The 15,244-nt window shown below is 67.1% G+C and carries 13 protein-coding genes and 2 tRNA genes; 11 read left to right on the plus strand and 4 right to left on the minus strand.

Features of this window, described 5'->3' with window-relative positions; translation table 11 throughout:
• Positions 1-6 precede the first annotated feature (6 nt).
• The 11 genes from ASE13_RS07650 (at position 7) to ASE13_RS07700 (ending at position 12,093) form a co-directional block, all read left to right on the plus strand.
• Positions 7-822 (plus strand): ABC transporter permease, encoded by an 816-nt coding sequence (locus tag ASE13_RS07650; protein ID WP_056613220.1) that lies wholly within the window; start codon positions 7-9, stop codon positions 820-822.
• On the plus strand, positions 819-1,616 hold the full coding sequence (locus tag ASE13_RS07655; protein WP_056613222.1) for an ATP-binding cassette domain-containing protein: 798 nt from the start codon (positions 819-821) through the stop codon (positions 1,614-1,616). The genes ASE13_RS07650 and ASE13_RS07655 overlap by 4 nt, the downstream gene beginning before the upstream one ends.
• Before the next feature lie 43 nt (positions 1,617-1,659).
• The gene (locus tag ASE13_RS07660) at positions 1,660-2,103 is read left to right on the plus strand and encodes a CopG family ribbon-helix-helix protein (RefSeq protein ID WP_056613224.1); all 444 of its coding nucleotides are present in this window, start codon (positions 1,660-1,662) and stop codon (positions 2,101-2,103) included.
• Complete coding sequence (locus ASE13_RS07665) at positions 2,100-2,921, plus strand: urea amidolyase associated protein UAAP1 (protein ID WP_056613225.1); 822 nt, start codon at positions 2,100-2,102, stop codon at positions 2,919-2,921. The genes ASE13_RS07660 and ASE13_RS07665 overlap by 4 nt, the downstream gene beginning before the upstream one ends.
• On the plus strand, positions 2,921-3,556 hold the full coding sequence (locus ASE13_RS07670) for an urea amidolyase associated protein UAAP2 (RefSeq protein ID WP_056613227.1): 636 nt from the start codon (positions 2,921-2,923) through the stop codon (positions 3,554-3,556). The genes ASE13_RS07665 and ASE13_RS07670 overlap by 1 nt, the downstream gene beginning before the upstream one ends.
• The gene (uca, locus tag ASE13_RS07675; RefSeq protein ID WP_056613230.1) at positions 3,553-7,152 is read left to right on the plus strand and encodes an urea carboxylase; all 3,600 of its coding nucleotides are present in this window, start codon (positions 3,553-3,555) and stop codon (positions 7,150-7,152) included. Before ASE13_RS07670 ends, uca begins: the two co-directional genes overlap by 4 nt.
• Positions 7,149-8,900 (plus strand): allophanate hydrolase, encoded by a 1,752-nt coding sequence (gene atzF, locus ASE13_RS07680; protein WP_056613232.1) that lies wholly within the window; start codon positions 7,149-7,151, stop codon positions 8,898-8,900. The genes uca and atzF overlap by 4 nt, the downstream gene beginning before the upstream one ends.
• Positions 8,901-8,975: 75 nt before the next feature.
• A complete protein-coding gene (locus ASE13_RS07685) occupies positions 8,976-9,317 on the plus strand; it encodes a 2Fe-2S iron-sulfur cluster-binding protein (RefSeq protein WP_056613235.1) in 342 nt (113 codons plus the stop codon).
• Positions 9,318-9,327: 10 nt separating this feature from the next.
• A complete protein-coding gene (gene bioB / locus ASE13_RS07690; RefSeq protein ID WP_082596424.1) occupies positions 9,328-10,368 on the plus strand; it encodes a biotin synthase BioB in 1,041 nt (346 codons plus the stop codon).
• A gap of 28 nt (positions 10,369-10,396) precedes the next feature.
• Positions 10,397-11,383 (plus strand): sterol desaturase family protein, encoded by a 987-nt coding sequence (locus ASE13_RS07695; RefSeq protein ID WP_056613237.1) that lies wholly within the window; start codon positions 10,397-10,399, stop codon positions 11,381-11,383.
• Entirely contained in the window at positions 11,380-12,093 is a 714-nt protein-coding gene (locus ASE13_RS07700; RefSeq protein ID WP_321164332.1) for a hypothetical protein, read from the plus strand. The genes ASE13_RS07695 and ASE13_RS07700 overlap by 4 nt, the downstream gene beginning before the upstream one ends.
• A 103-nt stretch (positions 12,094-12,196) precedes the next feature.
• Here ASE13_RS07700 and ASE13_RS07705 read toward each other — a convergent pair.
• The 4 genes from ASE13_RS07705 to ASE13_RS07720 form a co-directional block, all read right to left on the minus strand.
• Positions 12,197-12,273 (minus strand) — tRNA-Pro (locus ASE13_RS07705).
• Between the two features lie 66 nt (positions 12,274-12,339).
• Positions 12,340-12,415 (minus strand) — tRNA-Ile (locus tag ASE13_RS07710).
• Positions 12,406-13,464 carry a polysaccharide deacetylase family protein gene (locus tag ASE13_RS07715; RefSeq protein WP_056614901.1) on the minus strand — a complete coding sequence of 353 codons (1,059 nt, stop codon included), beginning with the start codon at positions 13,462-13,464 and terminating at the stop codon, positions 12,406-12,408. Before ASE13_RS07715 ends, ASE13_RS07710 begins: the two co-directional genes overlap by 10 nt.
• A gap of 7 nt (positions 13,465-13,471) precedes the next feature.
• Positions 13,472-15,196, minus strand: a complete 1,725-nt coding sequence (locus ASE13_RS07720) for a sensor histidine kinase (protein WP_082596427.1) — start codon at positions 15,194-15,196, stop codon at positions 13,472-13,474.
• Between the last annotated feature and the right edge of the window lie 48 nt (positions 15,197-15,244).

Consider the following 15,244-nt stretch of genomic DNA (forward strand, 5'->3'; position numbering starts at 1 on the left):
GCCACGATGCGCTGGGTGAACATCAAGCCAAATCGTCGCACCGCGGTCCTGCTCGGAACATTGCCGCTGCTGGTGGCCCTGATCGGGTATCTGATCGCTTCGGCGACCCGCCACGCAGCCAATGCCTCGGACAAGGTACTCCCCACGCCCGCCGCGATGGCGGACGCGATGCGTGGCCTGCTCTTCGAGGCGGATCCGCTGAGCAGCCGGATCATCTTCTGGGCGGACACGGCCGCGAGCCTCGATCGACTCTTTCTCGGGCTCGGCATCTGCGCGCTCTCGGCGCTGCTCGTCGGCATGGTGCTGGGCGTCCTGCCCGCGGCGCGCGCGACCTTCGGGGCATTCGTCACGACCGTCGCGGTGATCCCGCCGATCGCACTCCTGCCGATCCTCTTCATCGCCTTCGGGCTCGGTGAGACGGCGAAAGTCGCGCTGATCGTGATCGGCGTGGCTCCCTTCCTGATCCGCGACCTCGCCGCGCATGTCGCGGCACTCCCGCAGGAGCAGTTGGTCAAGGCGCAGACGCTGGGCGCGAGCAGCTGGCAGCTGGCATTGCGCGTCGCCCTCCCGCAGGCGCTCCCGCGCCTGATTGCGGGACTTCGCCTGTCGCTGGGGCCGGCCTGGGTCTACCTCATCTCGGCCGAGGCGATCGCGTCCGACGTCGGGCTCGGATACCGGATCTTCCTCGTCCGCCGCTATCTCTCGATGGATGTCATCATTCCCTATGTCGCCTGGATTTCGCTGCTCGCGATCCTGACGGATGTGCTGCTCCTGCAGTTGAGCCGTCGCGCGTTCGCATGGGCGCATCAGGACCAGCGATGAGCGACCTCCTCGCCTTCGACAATGTCTGGCTCGAATATGGCGAGAAGATCGTGCTCGAGCGCGTGAATCTCGGCATCGCCGAGCGCAGCTTCGTCTCGATCGTCGGCCCGTCCGGCTCGGGCAAGAGCAGTTTCCTGCGGCTTGCGCTGGGTCAGGAAACCCCCAGCCGTGGCAACATCCTGCTCGACGGCAAGATCCTCACCCCCGAATGCGGGCCCGATCGCGGCGTGGTCTTCCAGCGCTATTCGGTGTTTCCGCACCTGACCGCCCTGCGCAACGTGATGTTCGGACAGGAGTGCGCGAAGGCGCCTTTCACTGCGCGCCTCTTCGGTGCCGCCCGGCGGCGCGCGGCAGAGGAAGCCGAGGCGATGTTGATCGAGGTGGGTCTCGGAGATTCGCTCGATCTGTATCCGTCCCAGCTTTCGGGCGGCATGCAGCAACGCCTCGCGATCGCCCAGGCATTGATGGCGCGGCCCCGCGCGCTGCTGCTCGACGAGCCGTTCGGCGCGCTGGATCCGGGCATCCGGCAGGACATGCATCGGCTCATCCTGCGGCTGTGGGAGGAACATGGGCTCACGGTGCTGATGGTGACGCACGACATCGTCGAGGCCTTCAAACTCGGCACGCGCGTGCTGGCATTCGACAAGCGTCGCATCGATCCGCACGCGCCGCACCGCTTCGGCGCGACCGCAGTCTACGACATCCCGCTCACCAACAAACTGCCGCTCGACGCGCCTGACGTATCGGTGTCAATTATTACGATTGACAGAATCAGTAATAACTTTGAGGGTTAAATCCGTGACCGACACCCCTCCTTCCAGCCTGGCCCGGCTCAGCATGAGCCTGCCTGCCGAGCTCTCCCGTCAGCTTGACCTGATGGTGGAGGAGCGCGGCCTGCCCTCGCGTTCCCAGCTGATCGCGGAGCTGATCCGCAACGAGCTTGCCCAACACGGCGCCACCATGCGGCCCGAGGACATGCTCGCCGGCACGATCACGTTGGTCTATCGCGGCGACATGGGGCGCGTGCGCCACCAGCTCGCACAGACCCAGGCTGAGTATCTCAAGGAAGTGATCTCCTCGCAGCACGTCTTCCTCGAGGATGACCAGTCGCTCGAGGTGTTGCTCGTGCAGGGCCCGGCAGTCCGGCTGCGCGATCTGTGCGACGCGCTGCGCAAGGTTCGCGGCGTGCAGCAGCTCCGGCTCTTCACCACCACGGCACTTCTGCCGCCGCTCCACGAGCAGGAGCGCGGCGCTGCACAGACCGGGGACAAGGTGGCATGAGTGCTGCACTCGCCGATCCCAATGCCGCGCGCGCGCATGCCCGTTCCATGGACGGCATTGTCGTCGAGGCGATGCCGGTCCTGCCGCCCCGCGCCGACGATTTGCCGGCGGGCGTTTCGTCCAACGACCTGCTCTGGGAAGAGACGATCGCGGGAGCCGGCTATGCCTCCCGAATTCTCGCACGGGGCACGCGGCTGCGTCTGATTGATCTCGAGGGCGATGCCTGCGCGTCGCTGCTGCTGTTCAACGCCGCCACGCCGACCGAGCGGCTCAACATCGCCGATACCGTCAAGGTGCAGTGGGATGCCTATCCGTCGGCGGGCAGCCTGCTGTTGTCGGACATGGGCCGTGTCCTCGCCAGCATCGAGCAGGACGATGCCGGCACCCATGACGCCTTTTGCGGCGCTTCCAGCGAAGCGTCGAACCGGCGTCATTATGGCGACGGGCGCAACTGCGGCGCCCATCCCAATGCGCGCGATCGGCTGCTGCTCGGTGCCGCGAAACACGGGCTGGGCCGGCGCGACGTCCATCCCTGCATCAATCTGTTCAAGGGCGTGCGGATCGCCGTCGACGGCGCCATCGTGCCGGAGCTCGGCCCCTTCGCGCCGGGCCGCGCGCTCGTCCTGCGTGCCGAGATGGACCTGATCCTGGTCCTCGCCAACTGCCCGCATGTCCTCGACGGCCGGCCGTGGCGCATCACGCCGCTGCGCGCCACCGCCTGGCGCGGTCCGGTCACCGACGCGGACGACCCGATCCGCAACGCGACGCCCGAACGGCGGCGTGCCTTCCTCAACACCGAAGATCTGTATCGCCGCTGATGGAAAACGATCCGCATATCGCCGGCCTTACCGGCCGCGTGGTCCACGACGAAATCGTGGCCGCCCGCGCTCCCTGGATGCACCGCGTGCGTGCCGGGGAAACGCTCCGCATCATCGACCTCGAAGGCAATCAGGCCGTCGATTTCCTGCTCTACGCCACCGACGAGGATGCCGAGCGCTACAGCGCACAGGACACGGTCGCCGCGCAGGCCAACATCTTCCTGCGTACCGGCAGCGTGCTGCTCTCCAGCGAAGGCCGGCCGATGATGACGATCACCGGCACGTCGGTCGAGTATCACGACACGATCGGCGGTGCGTGCTCGTGCGAGTCCAACAGCCTGCGCTACGGCCATCACACCAAGGCGCAGCACAGCTGCGTCGACAATTTCCTCGAAGCCAATCTGCGCGACGGCCGCGGCAAGCGCGACATGGTCTCGAACGTCAATTTCTTCATGAACGTGCCCGTCGAGGCGGACGGTGCGCTCGGCATCGTCGACGGCATTTCGGCACCGGGCCTTTCCGTCGACCTTCGCGCCGAGATGGACGTGACCGTCGTCGTCTCGAATTGCCCGCAGATCAACAATCCCTGCAACGGTTTCAATCCCACGCCAGTCCGCATGATCGTGACCGCATGAACTTCGGCACCGTCCTGATCGCCAATCGCGGGGCGATCGCCTGCCGGATCATCCGCACGCTGCGCAACATGGGCATTCGCTCGGTCGCCGTCTTCTCCGACGCCGACGAGGCGTCGCGCCATGTCGCTGAAGCCGATGTGGCCGTGCGGATCGGCCCGGGCCCGGCCGCGGAAAGTTACCTCGACACTGCGCGCATTCTCGCCGCCGCACGCGAGACCGGCGCCGATGCGATCCATCCGGGCTATGGCTTCCTCTCGGAGAATGCCGACTTTGCCGAGGCCTGCGCCGCGGCTGGCATCGTCTTCATTGGGCCGAAGCCGGACAATATCCGCGCCTTCGGCCTGAAGCACAGCGCCCGCGCCCTCGCCGAGGCCGAAGGGGTGCCGCTCGCGCCCGGCACCGGGCTGCTGGCGGATGCGGAGGCGGCAATCGAAGCCGCGGCGCGGATCGGCTATCCCGTGATGCTCAAGGCGACCGCCGGCGGCGGCGGCATCGGCATGCGCGTATGCGCCGATCCCGCGGCGGTGCGCGAGGGCTATGCCGCGGTGGCGCGGCTCGGCGCCGGCAATTTCGGCGACGCCGGCCTGTTCCTCGAGCGCTTCGTGCCTCGCGCCCGGCATGTCGAAGTGCAGATCTTCGGCGACGGCACGGGCCGCGTCGTCGCGCTCGGCGAGCGCGACTGCTCGCTCCAGCGCCGCAACCAGAAAGTGATCGAGGAGGCCCCTGCCCCCAATCTTCCCGAGCATGTCCGCACCGCGCTGACCGAAGCGGCGGTGCGGCTGGGAGCGGCGGCTCGCTATCGCTCGGCCGGAACGGTCGAATTCCTCTACGACGCAGAGCGGCAGGACTGGTTCTTCCTGGAGGTGAATACGCGGCTCCAGGTCGAGCATGGCGTGACCGAGGAAGTGACCGGCATCGACCTGGTCGAGTGGATGGTCCGCGGCGCGGCCGGCGACTACGCCTTTCTCGACGTCCCCGTCCCGGCCCCGCGCGGCTGGTCGATCCAGGCGCGGCTCTATGCCGAGGACCCCGCGGTCGATTTCCGGCCCGCCGCAGGTTTGCTCACCGAAGTCGCCTTCCCGGGCGAGGCGCGGATCGAGACCTGGGTCGAGAGCGGGGCGAAGGTCTCGCCCTTCTACGACCCGATGATCGCCAAGCTGATCGTGCGCGGGAAGGATCGCGACGCCGCGGTTACGGCGATGCAGGCGGCGCTCGACGCGACGCGTCTGGCCGGTATCGAGACGAACCTGCGCTGGCTGCGCGACGTGGCGCGCACCGACGATTTCGTGTCAGGCGACGTCTCCACGCGCTCGCTCGAGCGGGTCGAGCATCATCCGCGCAGTATCTCCGTGCAGGCGGCCGGCACGCTCACGACCGTGCAGGACTTTCCGGGGCGGATCGGGCTGTGGGATGTCGGCGTGCCGCCGTCCGGACCGATGGACGCGCGCGCCTTCCGGCTGGGCAACGCGCTGCTCGGGAATGATGCGGCGGCCACCGGGCTCGAGATCACGGTGACGGGCCCAACGCTCCGGTTCAACACGCCGACGCGCATCTGCCTGACCGGGGCCGAGTTCGATGCCACGCTCGACGGCAAGCCCGTGTCACGCAACCAGGCGCTCACGGTCGACAAGGGCCAGCTACTGGCGCTCGGCCGCGTCCGCGATGGCGGCATGCGCGGCTATATCCTGTTCGCCGGCGGCCTCGACATTCCCGCCTATCTCGGCAGCGGCAGCACCTTCGATCTGGGTGAGTTCGGCGGGCATGGCGGCCGCAGATTGCTCGCGGGCGACACCCTTCATTTGGCGCCGCACCCGCCCGCCGTGATCCCCGGCCCGCGGATGGTCGAGCAGCCGGCCTTCGGCCCGGACTGGACGATCCGCGTGCTCTACGGTCCGCACGGTGCACCCGATTTCTTCGCCCCCGAGGATATCGAGACGTTCCTCACGGCCGACTGGCGCGTCCATTATAACAGCAACCGTACCGGCGTCCGGCTCATCGGGCCGAAACCCCATTGGGCGCGCCGGGACGGTGGCGAAGCGGGGCTCCATCCATCCAACATCCACGACAATCCCTATGCGATCGGCGCGCTCGACTTCACGGGCGACATGCCGATCATTCTCGGCCCTGACGGCCCCTCGCTCGGGGGGTTCGTCTGCCCATTCGTGGTGATCGCGGCCGATCTCTGGAAAATCGGCCAGCTCGCGCCGGGCGACTCCATCCGGTTCGAGAACGTCAGCCTCGCCGACGCGGATGCGGCGAGCGCAGCCGAAGAGGAATGGATCGAGGGCCGCCCCGCCCGTCCCTCCCTGGAGACCTCCGGCAGCGGATCGGATGCGATCCTGGCTGAGATCGCGCCGCAGGGCCGCAGCCCGCGCGTCCTGTATCGCCGGCAGGGCGACCGCAACCTGCTCGTCGAATATGGCCCCATCACGCTGGATCTCGAGCTGCGCCTGCGGGTCCATGCCGCCACGACGGCGCTTGCCGCGCTGGAGCTGCCCGGCATTCTCGACATCGTACCCGGCATCCGTTCCTTCCAGGTCCATATCGACGGCGTGCGCATCCGGGAGGACGCGCTTCTCGACCGGCTGATGGCCATCGAGCAACAGCTCGGCGAACTCGACGATTTCGCGATCCCCTCGCGCATCGTGCATCTCCCGCTGAGCTGGGACGATCCCGCCATTCACCAGACGATCGAGCGCTACATGGCCGTGGTGCGCGACGACGCGCCCTGGTGCCCCGACAATATCGAGTTCATCCGTCGCGCAAACGGGCTGGAGAGCGCGGACGACGTCCATCGCACGGTCTTCGACGCGAGCTACCTCGTTTATGGGTTGGGGGACGTCTATCTGGGCGCGCCGGTAGCGACACCGATCGATCCGCGGCATCGGCTGGTGACGACCAAGTACAATCCGGCGCGCACCTGGACGCCGCCCAATGTCGTCGGCATCGGCGGCGCCTATATGTGCATCTACGGGATGGAGGGCCCGGGCGGCTATCAGCTGTTCGGCCGCACCATCCAGGTGTGGAACACTTGGCGGCAGGGCGGCGCCTTCATCGAAGGCAAGCCCTGGTTGCTGCGCTTCTTCGACCAGATCCGGTTCTTCCCCGTCAGCCATGAGGAACTCACCGAGTGGCGCCGTGATTTCCCACTCGGCCGCCGCACGATCGAGATCGAGGAGACCGAATTCCGCCTCGCCGACTATCGCGCCTTCCTCGCCGAGAATGCCGAATCGATCACGGCGTTCGAAGCGCGCCGCAACGCCGCTTTCGCCGCCGAGCGCGCCGAGTGGGAGCGCCGTGGCGAGTTCGATCGTATCGCGAGCCTGACCGAAGCGGTCGATGACAAACCTGCCGACGTCATCGTGCTTCCCGAAGGTGCGGAGCTGGTCGAGGCCCCCTTTGGCGGCAGTATCTGGAAGTTGATGAAAGCACCCGGCGACTTGGTCGCTGCCGGCGAGACCATCGCCGTGATGGAGGCGATGAAGACCGAATTTCCGCTGGTGAGTCCGGCCGCCGGGACGGTGGCGGCCCTCTACGTCGCCGAGCGGCAAAGCGTCATGCCCGGCGCGCCGATGCTGGCGCTGATCCGCACGTGACGGCACTCGATCGCCTGTCCGTCGAAGCCATCGCCGCCGACGTGCGATCGGGGCGCCGCACCGCCGCCGACGTGATGGAAGAGGTCATCCGGCGCCTCGACTGCTATGACGCCGTCCAGCCCGCGGCCTGGATATCCCGCTTCGACGCCGCCGCGCTCCACGCCGCCGCGGCAGCAGTCGATGAACGGGTCGCCGGCGGCGAAGTGCTGCCGCTTGCCGGTGTGCCGTTCGCGGTGAAGGACAATATCGACGTCGCCGGCCTCGACACGACGGCCGCTTGCCCCGCCTTCGCCTACGCGCCGCCGCGATCGGCGACGGTGGTCGAGCGCCTGGTCGCCGCCGGAGCCATTCCCGTCGGCAAGACCAATCTCGACCAGTTCGCTACCGGCCTCAACGGCACCCGCAGCCCCTATGGCATTCCACGCAACGCCTATAACCGGGCCTGGGTGAGCGGCGGATCGAGTTCGGGCTCGGCGGTCGCGGTGGCGGCCGGGCTGGTCGCCTTCGCGCTCGGCACCGACACCGCGGGATCGGGCCGCGTACCCGCAGCCTTCAATCACCTGATCGGCTTCAAGCCGACACGAGGACGATGGAGCAGCCGCGGGCTCGTCCCCGCCTGCCGGTCGCTCGATTGCATCACGGTCTTCGCCGGGACGGTCGAGGACGCCGGGCTTGTCGACGACATCGTCGCCGGCTTCGATCGCGAGGACAGCTTCTCGCGCGCGTTCGACGATCTGCCGCGCGCGCGCCGCCGGATCGGCGTCCCGCGCGTCGACCAGCGCCCCTGGTTCGGCGATATCGAGTCCGGCTTCCTCTACGACGCGGCGCTGGCCGGCCTCGATGCCGAGCTGGTCGAGATCGATATGGCGCCGCTCAACGAGGCGGCCCGGCTGCTCTACAACGGCCCCTGGATCGCCGAGCGGACCGCCGCGCTCCAGGACCTGCTTCGTGACGACCCGGATGCGATCCATCCGGTGGTCCGCAGCATCGTCGAGGAGGGTCAGGTCTACAGCGCAGTCGATGCCTTCGGGGCAAGCTATCGGCTTGCCGACCTCGCTCGCGCGGCGGAGGAGATGTGGGCAACGGTCGACCTGCTCGCCTTGCCGACCGCCCCGACCAGCTATCGCGTGGCCGAGATGCTCGCCGCCCCGATCACGCTCAATGCGAGCCTCGGTGCCTATACCAATTTCGTCAATCTGCTCGACATGGCCGCGCTCGCGGTCCCGACGGGCCGGTATCACAGCGGCGTCGGCTTCGGCGTCACGCTGATGGGGCCGGCCGGCAGCGACCGCAGCCTGATTGACCTGGCGAAGACTCTTTTACCCGCGCCGGTGGTTCCGCCGCGGCTCGATCTGGAGGGACGAATGGAGACTGTGAAGCTAGCCGTCGTGGGCGCGCATCTGAAGGACATGCCGCTGCACTGGCAATTGACCTCCCGCGACGCGCGCTTCGTCGGCGAGGCCCGCACCGCTCCCGCCTATCGTCTCTATGCGATAGCGGACAGCGTGCCTCCCAAGCCGGCGCTCGTGCACAGCGGCGATGGCGCCGCGATCGCGCTCGAAATCTATGAGCTCGACATGGCGGCGTTCGGCAGCTTCGTCGCCGAGGTCCCGCCCCCCCTCGCGATCGGCACTGTGACGCTGGAGGACGGCAGCCAGGTCAAGGGCTTCGTCGCGGAGCCGCGCGCGACCGTCAATGCCGAGGACATCACCGCGCTGGGCGGATGGCGGCGCTATCTCCAGCGATAGACGCTCGGGACGTATCGAAAATCAACCGGCGGCGCTCCGGCCGGAGTGCGCGCTTTTGTACGGAGTGAAACCAATATGACCGAAGCCGCCCTGGGAGCGTCGATCCAGCTGCATGTCCTGGATCTGGCGGGCGACACCCGCGTGATCGAGGGCGCGATCGGCAATTCGCTCATGGAGATCATCCGGTCGGCCGGGATCGATGATATTCCGGCCTTTTGCGGCGGCTGCTGCTCCTGTGCGAGCTGCCACGTCCACGTCGATCCGGCCTTCGTCTCGATGCTGCCCCCGATGTCGCAGGACGAAGACGACCTGCTGGACGGCTCGGAGCATCGCGCGGCCGGTTCACGCCTGTCGTGCCAGATTCCGGCATCGGCAGCGCTGAGCGGCATCCGGCTGACGATCGCCCCGCAGGAGTGAAATAAGCGAGATGCACGACGCAGGCACCCGCGCCGACTGGACCCGCGACGAGATCGCCGCCTTGTTCGACCTGCCGTTCGGCGAACTGGTGTTCCGTGCGCAGACCGTGCACCGCGCGCATCACGCGCCGGATCAGGTCCAGATGTCGACCCTGTTGTCGATCAAGACCGGCGGCTGCCCCGAGGATTGCGGCTATTGCAACCAGTCGGTGCATGCCGAGACCGGGCTCAAGGCGACGAAGCTGATGGACGTGCGCGCGGTGCTGCAGGCGGCGGCGCAGGCGAAGGACAATGGCAGCTCGCGCTTCTGCATGGGCGCGGCGTGGCGCAACCCCAAGGACCGCGACATGCCCGCCATCGTCGAGATGGTGAAGGGTGTCCGCCAGATGGGGATGGAGACCTGTATGACTTTGGGCATGCTGACGCCTGCCCAGGCGGCGATGCTCGGCGATGCCGGGCTCGATTATTACAACCACAATATCGACACGTCGCCCGAGCGCTATGGCGAAGTGATCACCACGCGCAGCTTCGAGGATCGGCTCGACACGCTGGACAATGTCCGCGAGGCGGGGATCAACGTCTGCTGCGGCGGCATCGTCGGGATGGGCGAGACGCGCGCGGATCGTGTGGGTTTCGTCCACGCGCTCGCCACGCTGCCGCGGCACCCCGAGAGCGTGCCGGTCAATGCTTTGGTGCCGGTAAAGGGCACGGTGCTCGGCGACATGCTCGCCGATACGCCGCTCGCCAAGATCGACGATATCGAGTTCGTGCGGACGATCGCAGTGGCGCGGATCACGATGCCGGAGTCGATGGTGCGGCTGTCGGCGGGGCGCGAGAGCATGAGCGATGCGACGCAGGCGCTCTGCTTCATGGCGGGCGCCAATTCGATCTTTACCGGCGACAAATTGCTCACCACGGGCAACGCCGGCGACGACAAGGACGCGGCGCTGTTCGCCAAGCTGGGGCTGACGCCAATGCGTCACCTGCCCGAACAAGCGACCGATATACGTCCGATGACGTATGCCGCCGCTGCGGGGTCCCCGATATTCTAGAGCCGACACTCGATATCGCGGGGACAAGATGGACGGAATTCGCGTCGGCAAGAGAGTGATCGGAGCACAGGCACCGGTAACCGTGGGCTGGGAGAACATCCCCAGGGTGGAAGGCGGCCCGGTGAAGCAGTTCATCTTCACCTGGTTCCAGCCCACCATGTTGTTCGTGCTGATCGCATTCTGGTACTATGCGCCCAATTCCATCGCCAAGGCATCGACCGCGATCGGCATCGGCATCGGCTTCAAGGTGCTGCTGCTGGGGCTCGAATGGGTGAACCCGCGCTACGCGAGCTGGCGCCTGACGTGGAAGGAACTGGTCACCGACCTGTTCTATGTCGGGCTCGGCTACACGCTGCTCCGCCTGGCCGACAATTATGTCGGCGACGGCGCCATGATCGAAGCCATCCAGCACTCCTTCGACTGGGACAAGTTCGCGTGGTTCATCGGGCTGCCGCTCCTGGTGCAGGCCTTCCTGATCTCGTTCACTTTCGATTTCGGCCAGTACTGGATGCATCGCGGCATGCATAACTGGCACCCGCTGTGGCTGACCCACGCGCCGCATCACTATATCACCCAGTTGAACATCAACAAAGGCGCTGTCGGCAATCCGGTAGAACTGTTCCTGATCGGACTCGGCATCGGCGGATTCTTCGATTTCCTGCCGCGCGCCGCCCTGCTCGCCGGCTCCATCGGCCTGGCGGTCGGCACTTACCAGCACATCAATGTCCGCTTCAACTCGCCGCGCTGGTGGCGATTCCTGTTCAACACCACCGAGCATCACAGCCTCCACCATTCGCAGGACTATGAAGCCAGCCGCAGCAATTATGCCGGCAGCTGGATCGTCATCGACCGCATGTTCGGCACCTGCGTGGACGGCGAGGCGGAACTGCTCGGGATGGAAGGCGGTCGCCGCATGTCGATCCGCGAGACGATGGTCTATCCCTTCGTAGAAGGCTGGAAGTCGCTCAAGGAACGATTTGGCCGGCCGGTCGGGATTGCGGTGCCGGCCGAATGAGCGACCTGCGTGACATTCGTCGTGTCCAGGCGGGCGCCGCCATGGCCAGTCGGGCTTGGGCCTCGCCGCCACGGCAGCATCGCAAAGCTCGCTCAAAAGGAGATTATGTGAGCCTGCGTTTCATCGACTGGATCTGGCAGGTCAAAGGCAGCCTGGCGCTCGCTCCCGAGCAATCGGGCGACGATGCCTTTGACAAGCTCGCTCCCCTGTTCCGCCAGACCGGCACCAGCCACGAACGGACGAACGACACACTGACTTTCCGCAAGAAGGACCCGGCGGCCCAGGACAAGATGTCCGTTTTCGACAGCGGTGTCTTGCAGATTGAAGAAGGCGCGGCCGGCTCCGTGCTGCGCTATCGGCTGAGCAGCCGGATATTGATGTTCTGCTTCCTGGCGCCGCTGCTGTTTCTGGGCTTTGCGCAGCTCACCATAGCCCTGAACAAGTTCGAAAATCCGTCGAGCGCGGAATCGAAAAAGTCCGCTAAAAAGGACGTAGTCATTCCGATGAACCCGATAGACAAGGCTCTCGGCGCACCCGCACCCGAAAAGCCCAAGAAAGAAGAGAAGGGCAAGGATGAGAAAGGCAAGAGCCCCTCGCCCACGCCGGCCTATGTCTTTGCGGCGATCTTCGCTGCTCTCTATGTCGTCGGACGCATTCTCGAAGACAGGCTGATCAAGACGCTGTTCAGGAAGAGCCTGCTGGGCTCGTAACTCCCCGCCCCGGGATCGCCCAGCCGCTCTCCTGCGCGTCCGACCTCGAGCGGCGTGCGCTTGGACGCCTGGAGAGGTTCCGAGCCCCTTAGGAAAGTGATGATGGTCGGGGAGACAGGATTCGAACCTGCGACCCTCTGGTCCCAAACCAGATGCGCTACCAGGCTGCGCCACTCCCCGACGTCGGGCCGCTTAGAGCTTCGCGAACCAGGGCACAAGGCATCGAGTGAACTATTACGACCGCGCTGGTGGGCCCGGCAGGACTCGAACCCGCAACCTAGCCGTTATGAGCGGCCAGCTCTAACCATTGAGCTACAGGCCCCCAGCGCCCGCGGCAGTAGCGGAGGATGGGGCCGCGCCGCAAGCCGCGTCGAGCAGTTCGGCGAGCGATGCAGGCACGACGCCCAGCCGCGCGAGCAATGCGAAAACCGCGTCCCACCAGCGATAGAAGGCCGCGAGGTCGGCAGCGTCGCGAACATAGGGGGTGTGGCCGGGCTCGACCGAGGGCGAATGGAAGCTGAAGTTAAGCAGGCGCGCCCCCTCGCCCGCCGCTACGCGAATCGCTTCGAGCGCGTCGGCGAGCGGCATGTCCTCGGGAGTGAGCGCCACTCGCGAGAGCAGGTTGAGGCGTGCGGCGAAGCCGCGGCCACGCGGCAAGCCGCCCAGCCCGCGGTGGAGGTTCGCGCCGCCGCGGCGCAGGACGCCGGTGAAGACCGTCGTCAGGGGAAGCTCGACGATCGACCCGTCGGGGCCGGTGCGGAAGGCATGGTTGGGGATCGCGGAGAAATCGGGTCCGCCATCGGGGCCGTAATCGTACCGCGCGCGCATCGACGTATCAGCGCGGTAGCCGAGCCGGGCGAGCGCGGCGAAGGTGTTCGGGCCGATGCCGTAGCGCCCGGCGCGATAGACCAGGGGACGCGTGCCGAATGCCGAAGCGATGGCATGGGTGAGCATGGCGAGCTTCGCTTCTTCGAGCGCGGCGGGAAGATTACCGGCGAAGCTGTTGTAGACGCTCACTTCCTCTTCGAAGGGCGGATTCACCCAGGGATGGAGCTGGGTGCCGATTGCCGAGCGACCATCTTCGATCAGCCGGCGTAATATCTCGACGGAACGCGGACAGGTAGCGATGGGATGATCGATCAACCAGGTGAGCGGGACGCCGTGTGCGGCGAAGCGCGCATGCGCTTCGGGCATGGCCGCCATGTGGGCGGTACCGCGCTCCTCGCGGCTGAAGGAGGTGCCCCAGTCAAATTCCTCCTCGGTATCGACGAAGACCGTGAAGCGCATGCCGAAGCTCTCGGGCCATTGCACCAGCGCGGCGAGCGGCGGCGCTGGCAGGCGGTAGCCCGTGCCGGAATGGCGGTCCCCCACCGTCAGTTCAGATCGCCTGGCCCACCTGGCTGTTTACGGCGGCGGGAAGCCGCAAAGTCAAGATCGAGGGCGCGATCACGAGGCTGCCGCCGAGCTCGCGCGCAAGGTTGCGGGCGAGGCGCAGTGCGAAACCGGTACCCAGCAACGTCGCATCCTCGCGCTCGTCGTCGATGCCCAGCACCGAATCGCCGGGATAATCGGCGAGCGCGCGGGGACGGTCGATCGCCACCGCGACCTTCTGATCGCTTTCGAGCGCCATGTTGACGCCTATCCGCTCGCCCGGGCGGCTGGCCGACACCAGGGTCGCCATCAGCCGCGCGAGCAGCCGCTCGACCGCGCGGCGATCGCCGGTGACGACGAGGTCTTCGATCGGTAAGGCGATCATCGAGCCGCGCAGTTCCAGCAAGGGCGCGAGATCGTCGGCGATTGTCGCGAGGACGGGACGCAACGACACCCGGTCGGGAACCAGCGTCAGCGCGGCGCTGTCGATCCGTGCGGCGAGATCGAGATCGTCGATCGCGCCGAGCAGCTCGCGCGCCTGGCTGCGGATGACGTTGGCACGATCGCGATAGACTCCGGCGACGGGCCCGAGCATCTGCGTCTCGATCATCTCGGCGAAGCCGGCGATGGCGTTGGTCGGCGTACGGAGCTCGTGGACGAGCTGGCGCAGCGATTCGGCGGGCGAGCCGACCGGCGCGCGCACGGGCTCGGCACGCTCGTCGGCGCGCGGACGCCGCGCGGTGCCGCGATAGCCGGTGAAGCGGCCATTGGCCGGATCGAATACGGGGATGGCGGAGATCAGCCAGTCGCCGGCCGCGTCCGAATTGCCTTCGATCGTCATCCGCGCAGTGGAGAAGCCCGCGCGGCGGCGGAACGCCCCGGCGGCGATGCCGTCGACATGAGAGCCGTCGACGCCGAGCAGATCGAGCGAAAGGCCGATCACGGCGGCGCGGCTGACGCCGTCGATCCAGCGGACCACGCCCTTTTCGTCGGTTTCAAAGCGGAAATGCTCGACGACCGGCGGCGCAGGCGTCGGCACGGCCCCGGCCTCTTCGCGGTTGCGCCAGAACGCGTCGATCCGCGCGACCACTTCGGCGATTTCGAACGGACCCTCGTCCTCGACCTGCGCCGATTGCGCGGCTGATCGTGCCGGCGCCTCCCGGGGCGCCGCGGCCGAGATCCTCTCGCTATGGTCCATCGTCAGGTTCTGCGCGTCCGGCTCCGCCTCCGCAATCGATCCGGCGGAACTATCCACAACTTCCGTCGCGCTGGCGTGCCCGACACCGGTTTCCGACATCCCCGCGTCGTTCGGAAGCACGAAATCGACCGGTCCGAAGCTTTCGAGCGCGCGCTGGACCGCGGGCGGGAGATCGCGACGGTTGCGCAGGACCGTGCGCGCGGCGGGGGCGAGATCGGGAAGCAGCTGGATCCATTCGGATGCCGACAGCCGTGCGCTGCGCAGCACGGGAATCGCGATCGGCAGCTCGTCGCGCGCGAACAGCCGGACCAAAGGCGCCGGCGGATTGGAAAATTCGAGCGCGCGGGCGCTGGCGGCACGTACCGGCCTCGGCACTTCGCTCTTGATCGCACGCAAGGTCGCCATCGCGCGGGTAGCGGGGGGCACGCGGCGGCGGCCGATCAGATCGACGAGCTGGCGCCATGCCGACTGAACGCCGTAAGGCGTGCCCAGATCGGCCGCGAGCACGGTCTCGAGAGTGTCGTCGAAGCGCACGCGCCTGTCATCGTCCCCCGGCGCGGAAATGCACCGTTCAATAAATTC

It is taken from the genome of Sphingomonas sp. Root241, from assembly GCF_001428865.1.
Taxonomy (GTDB): Bacteria; Pseudomonadota; Alphaproteobacteria; order Sphingomonadales; family Sphingomonadaceae; genus Sphingomonas.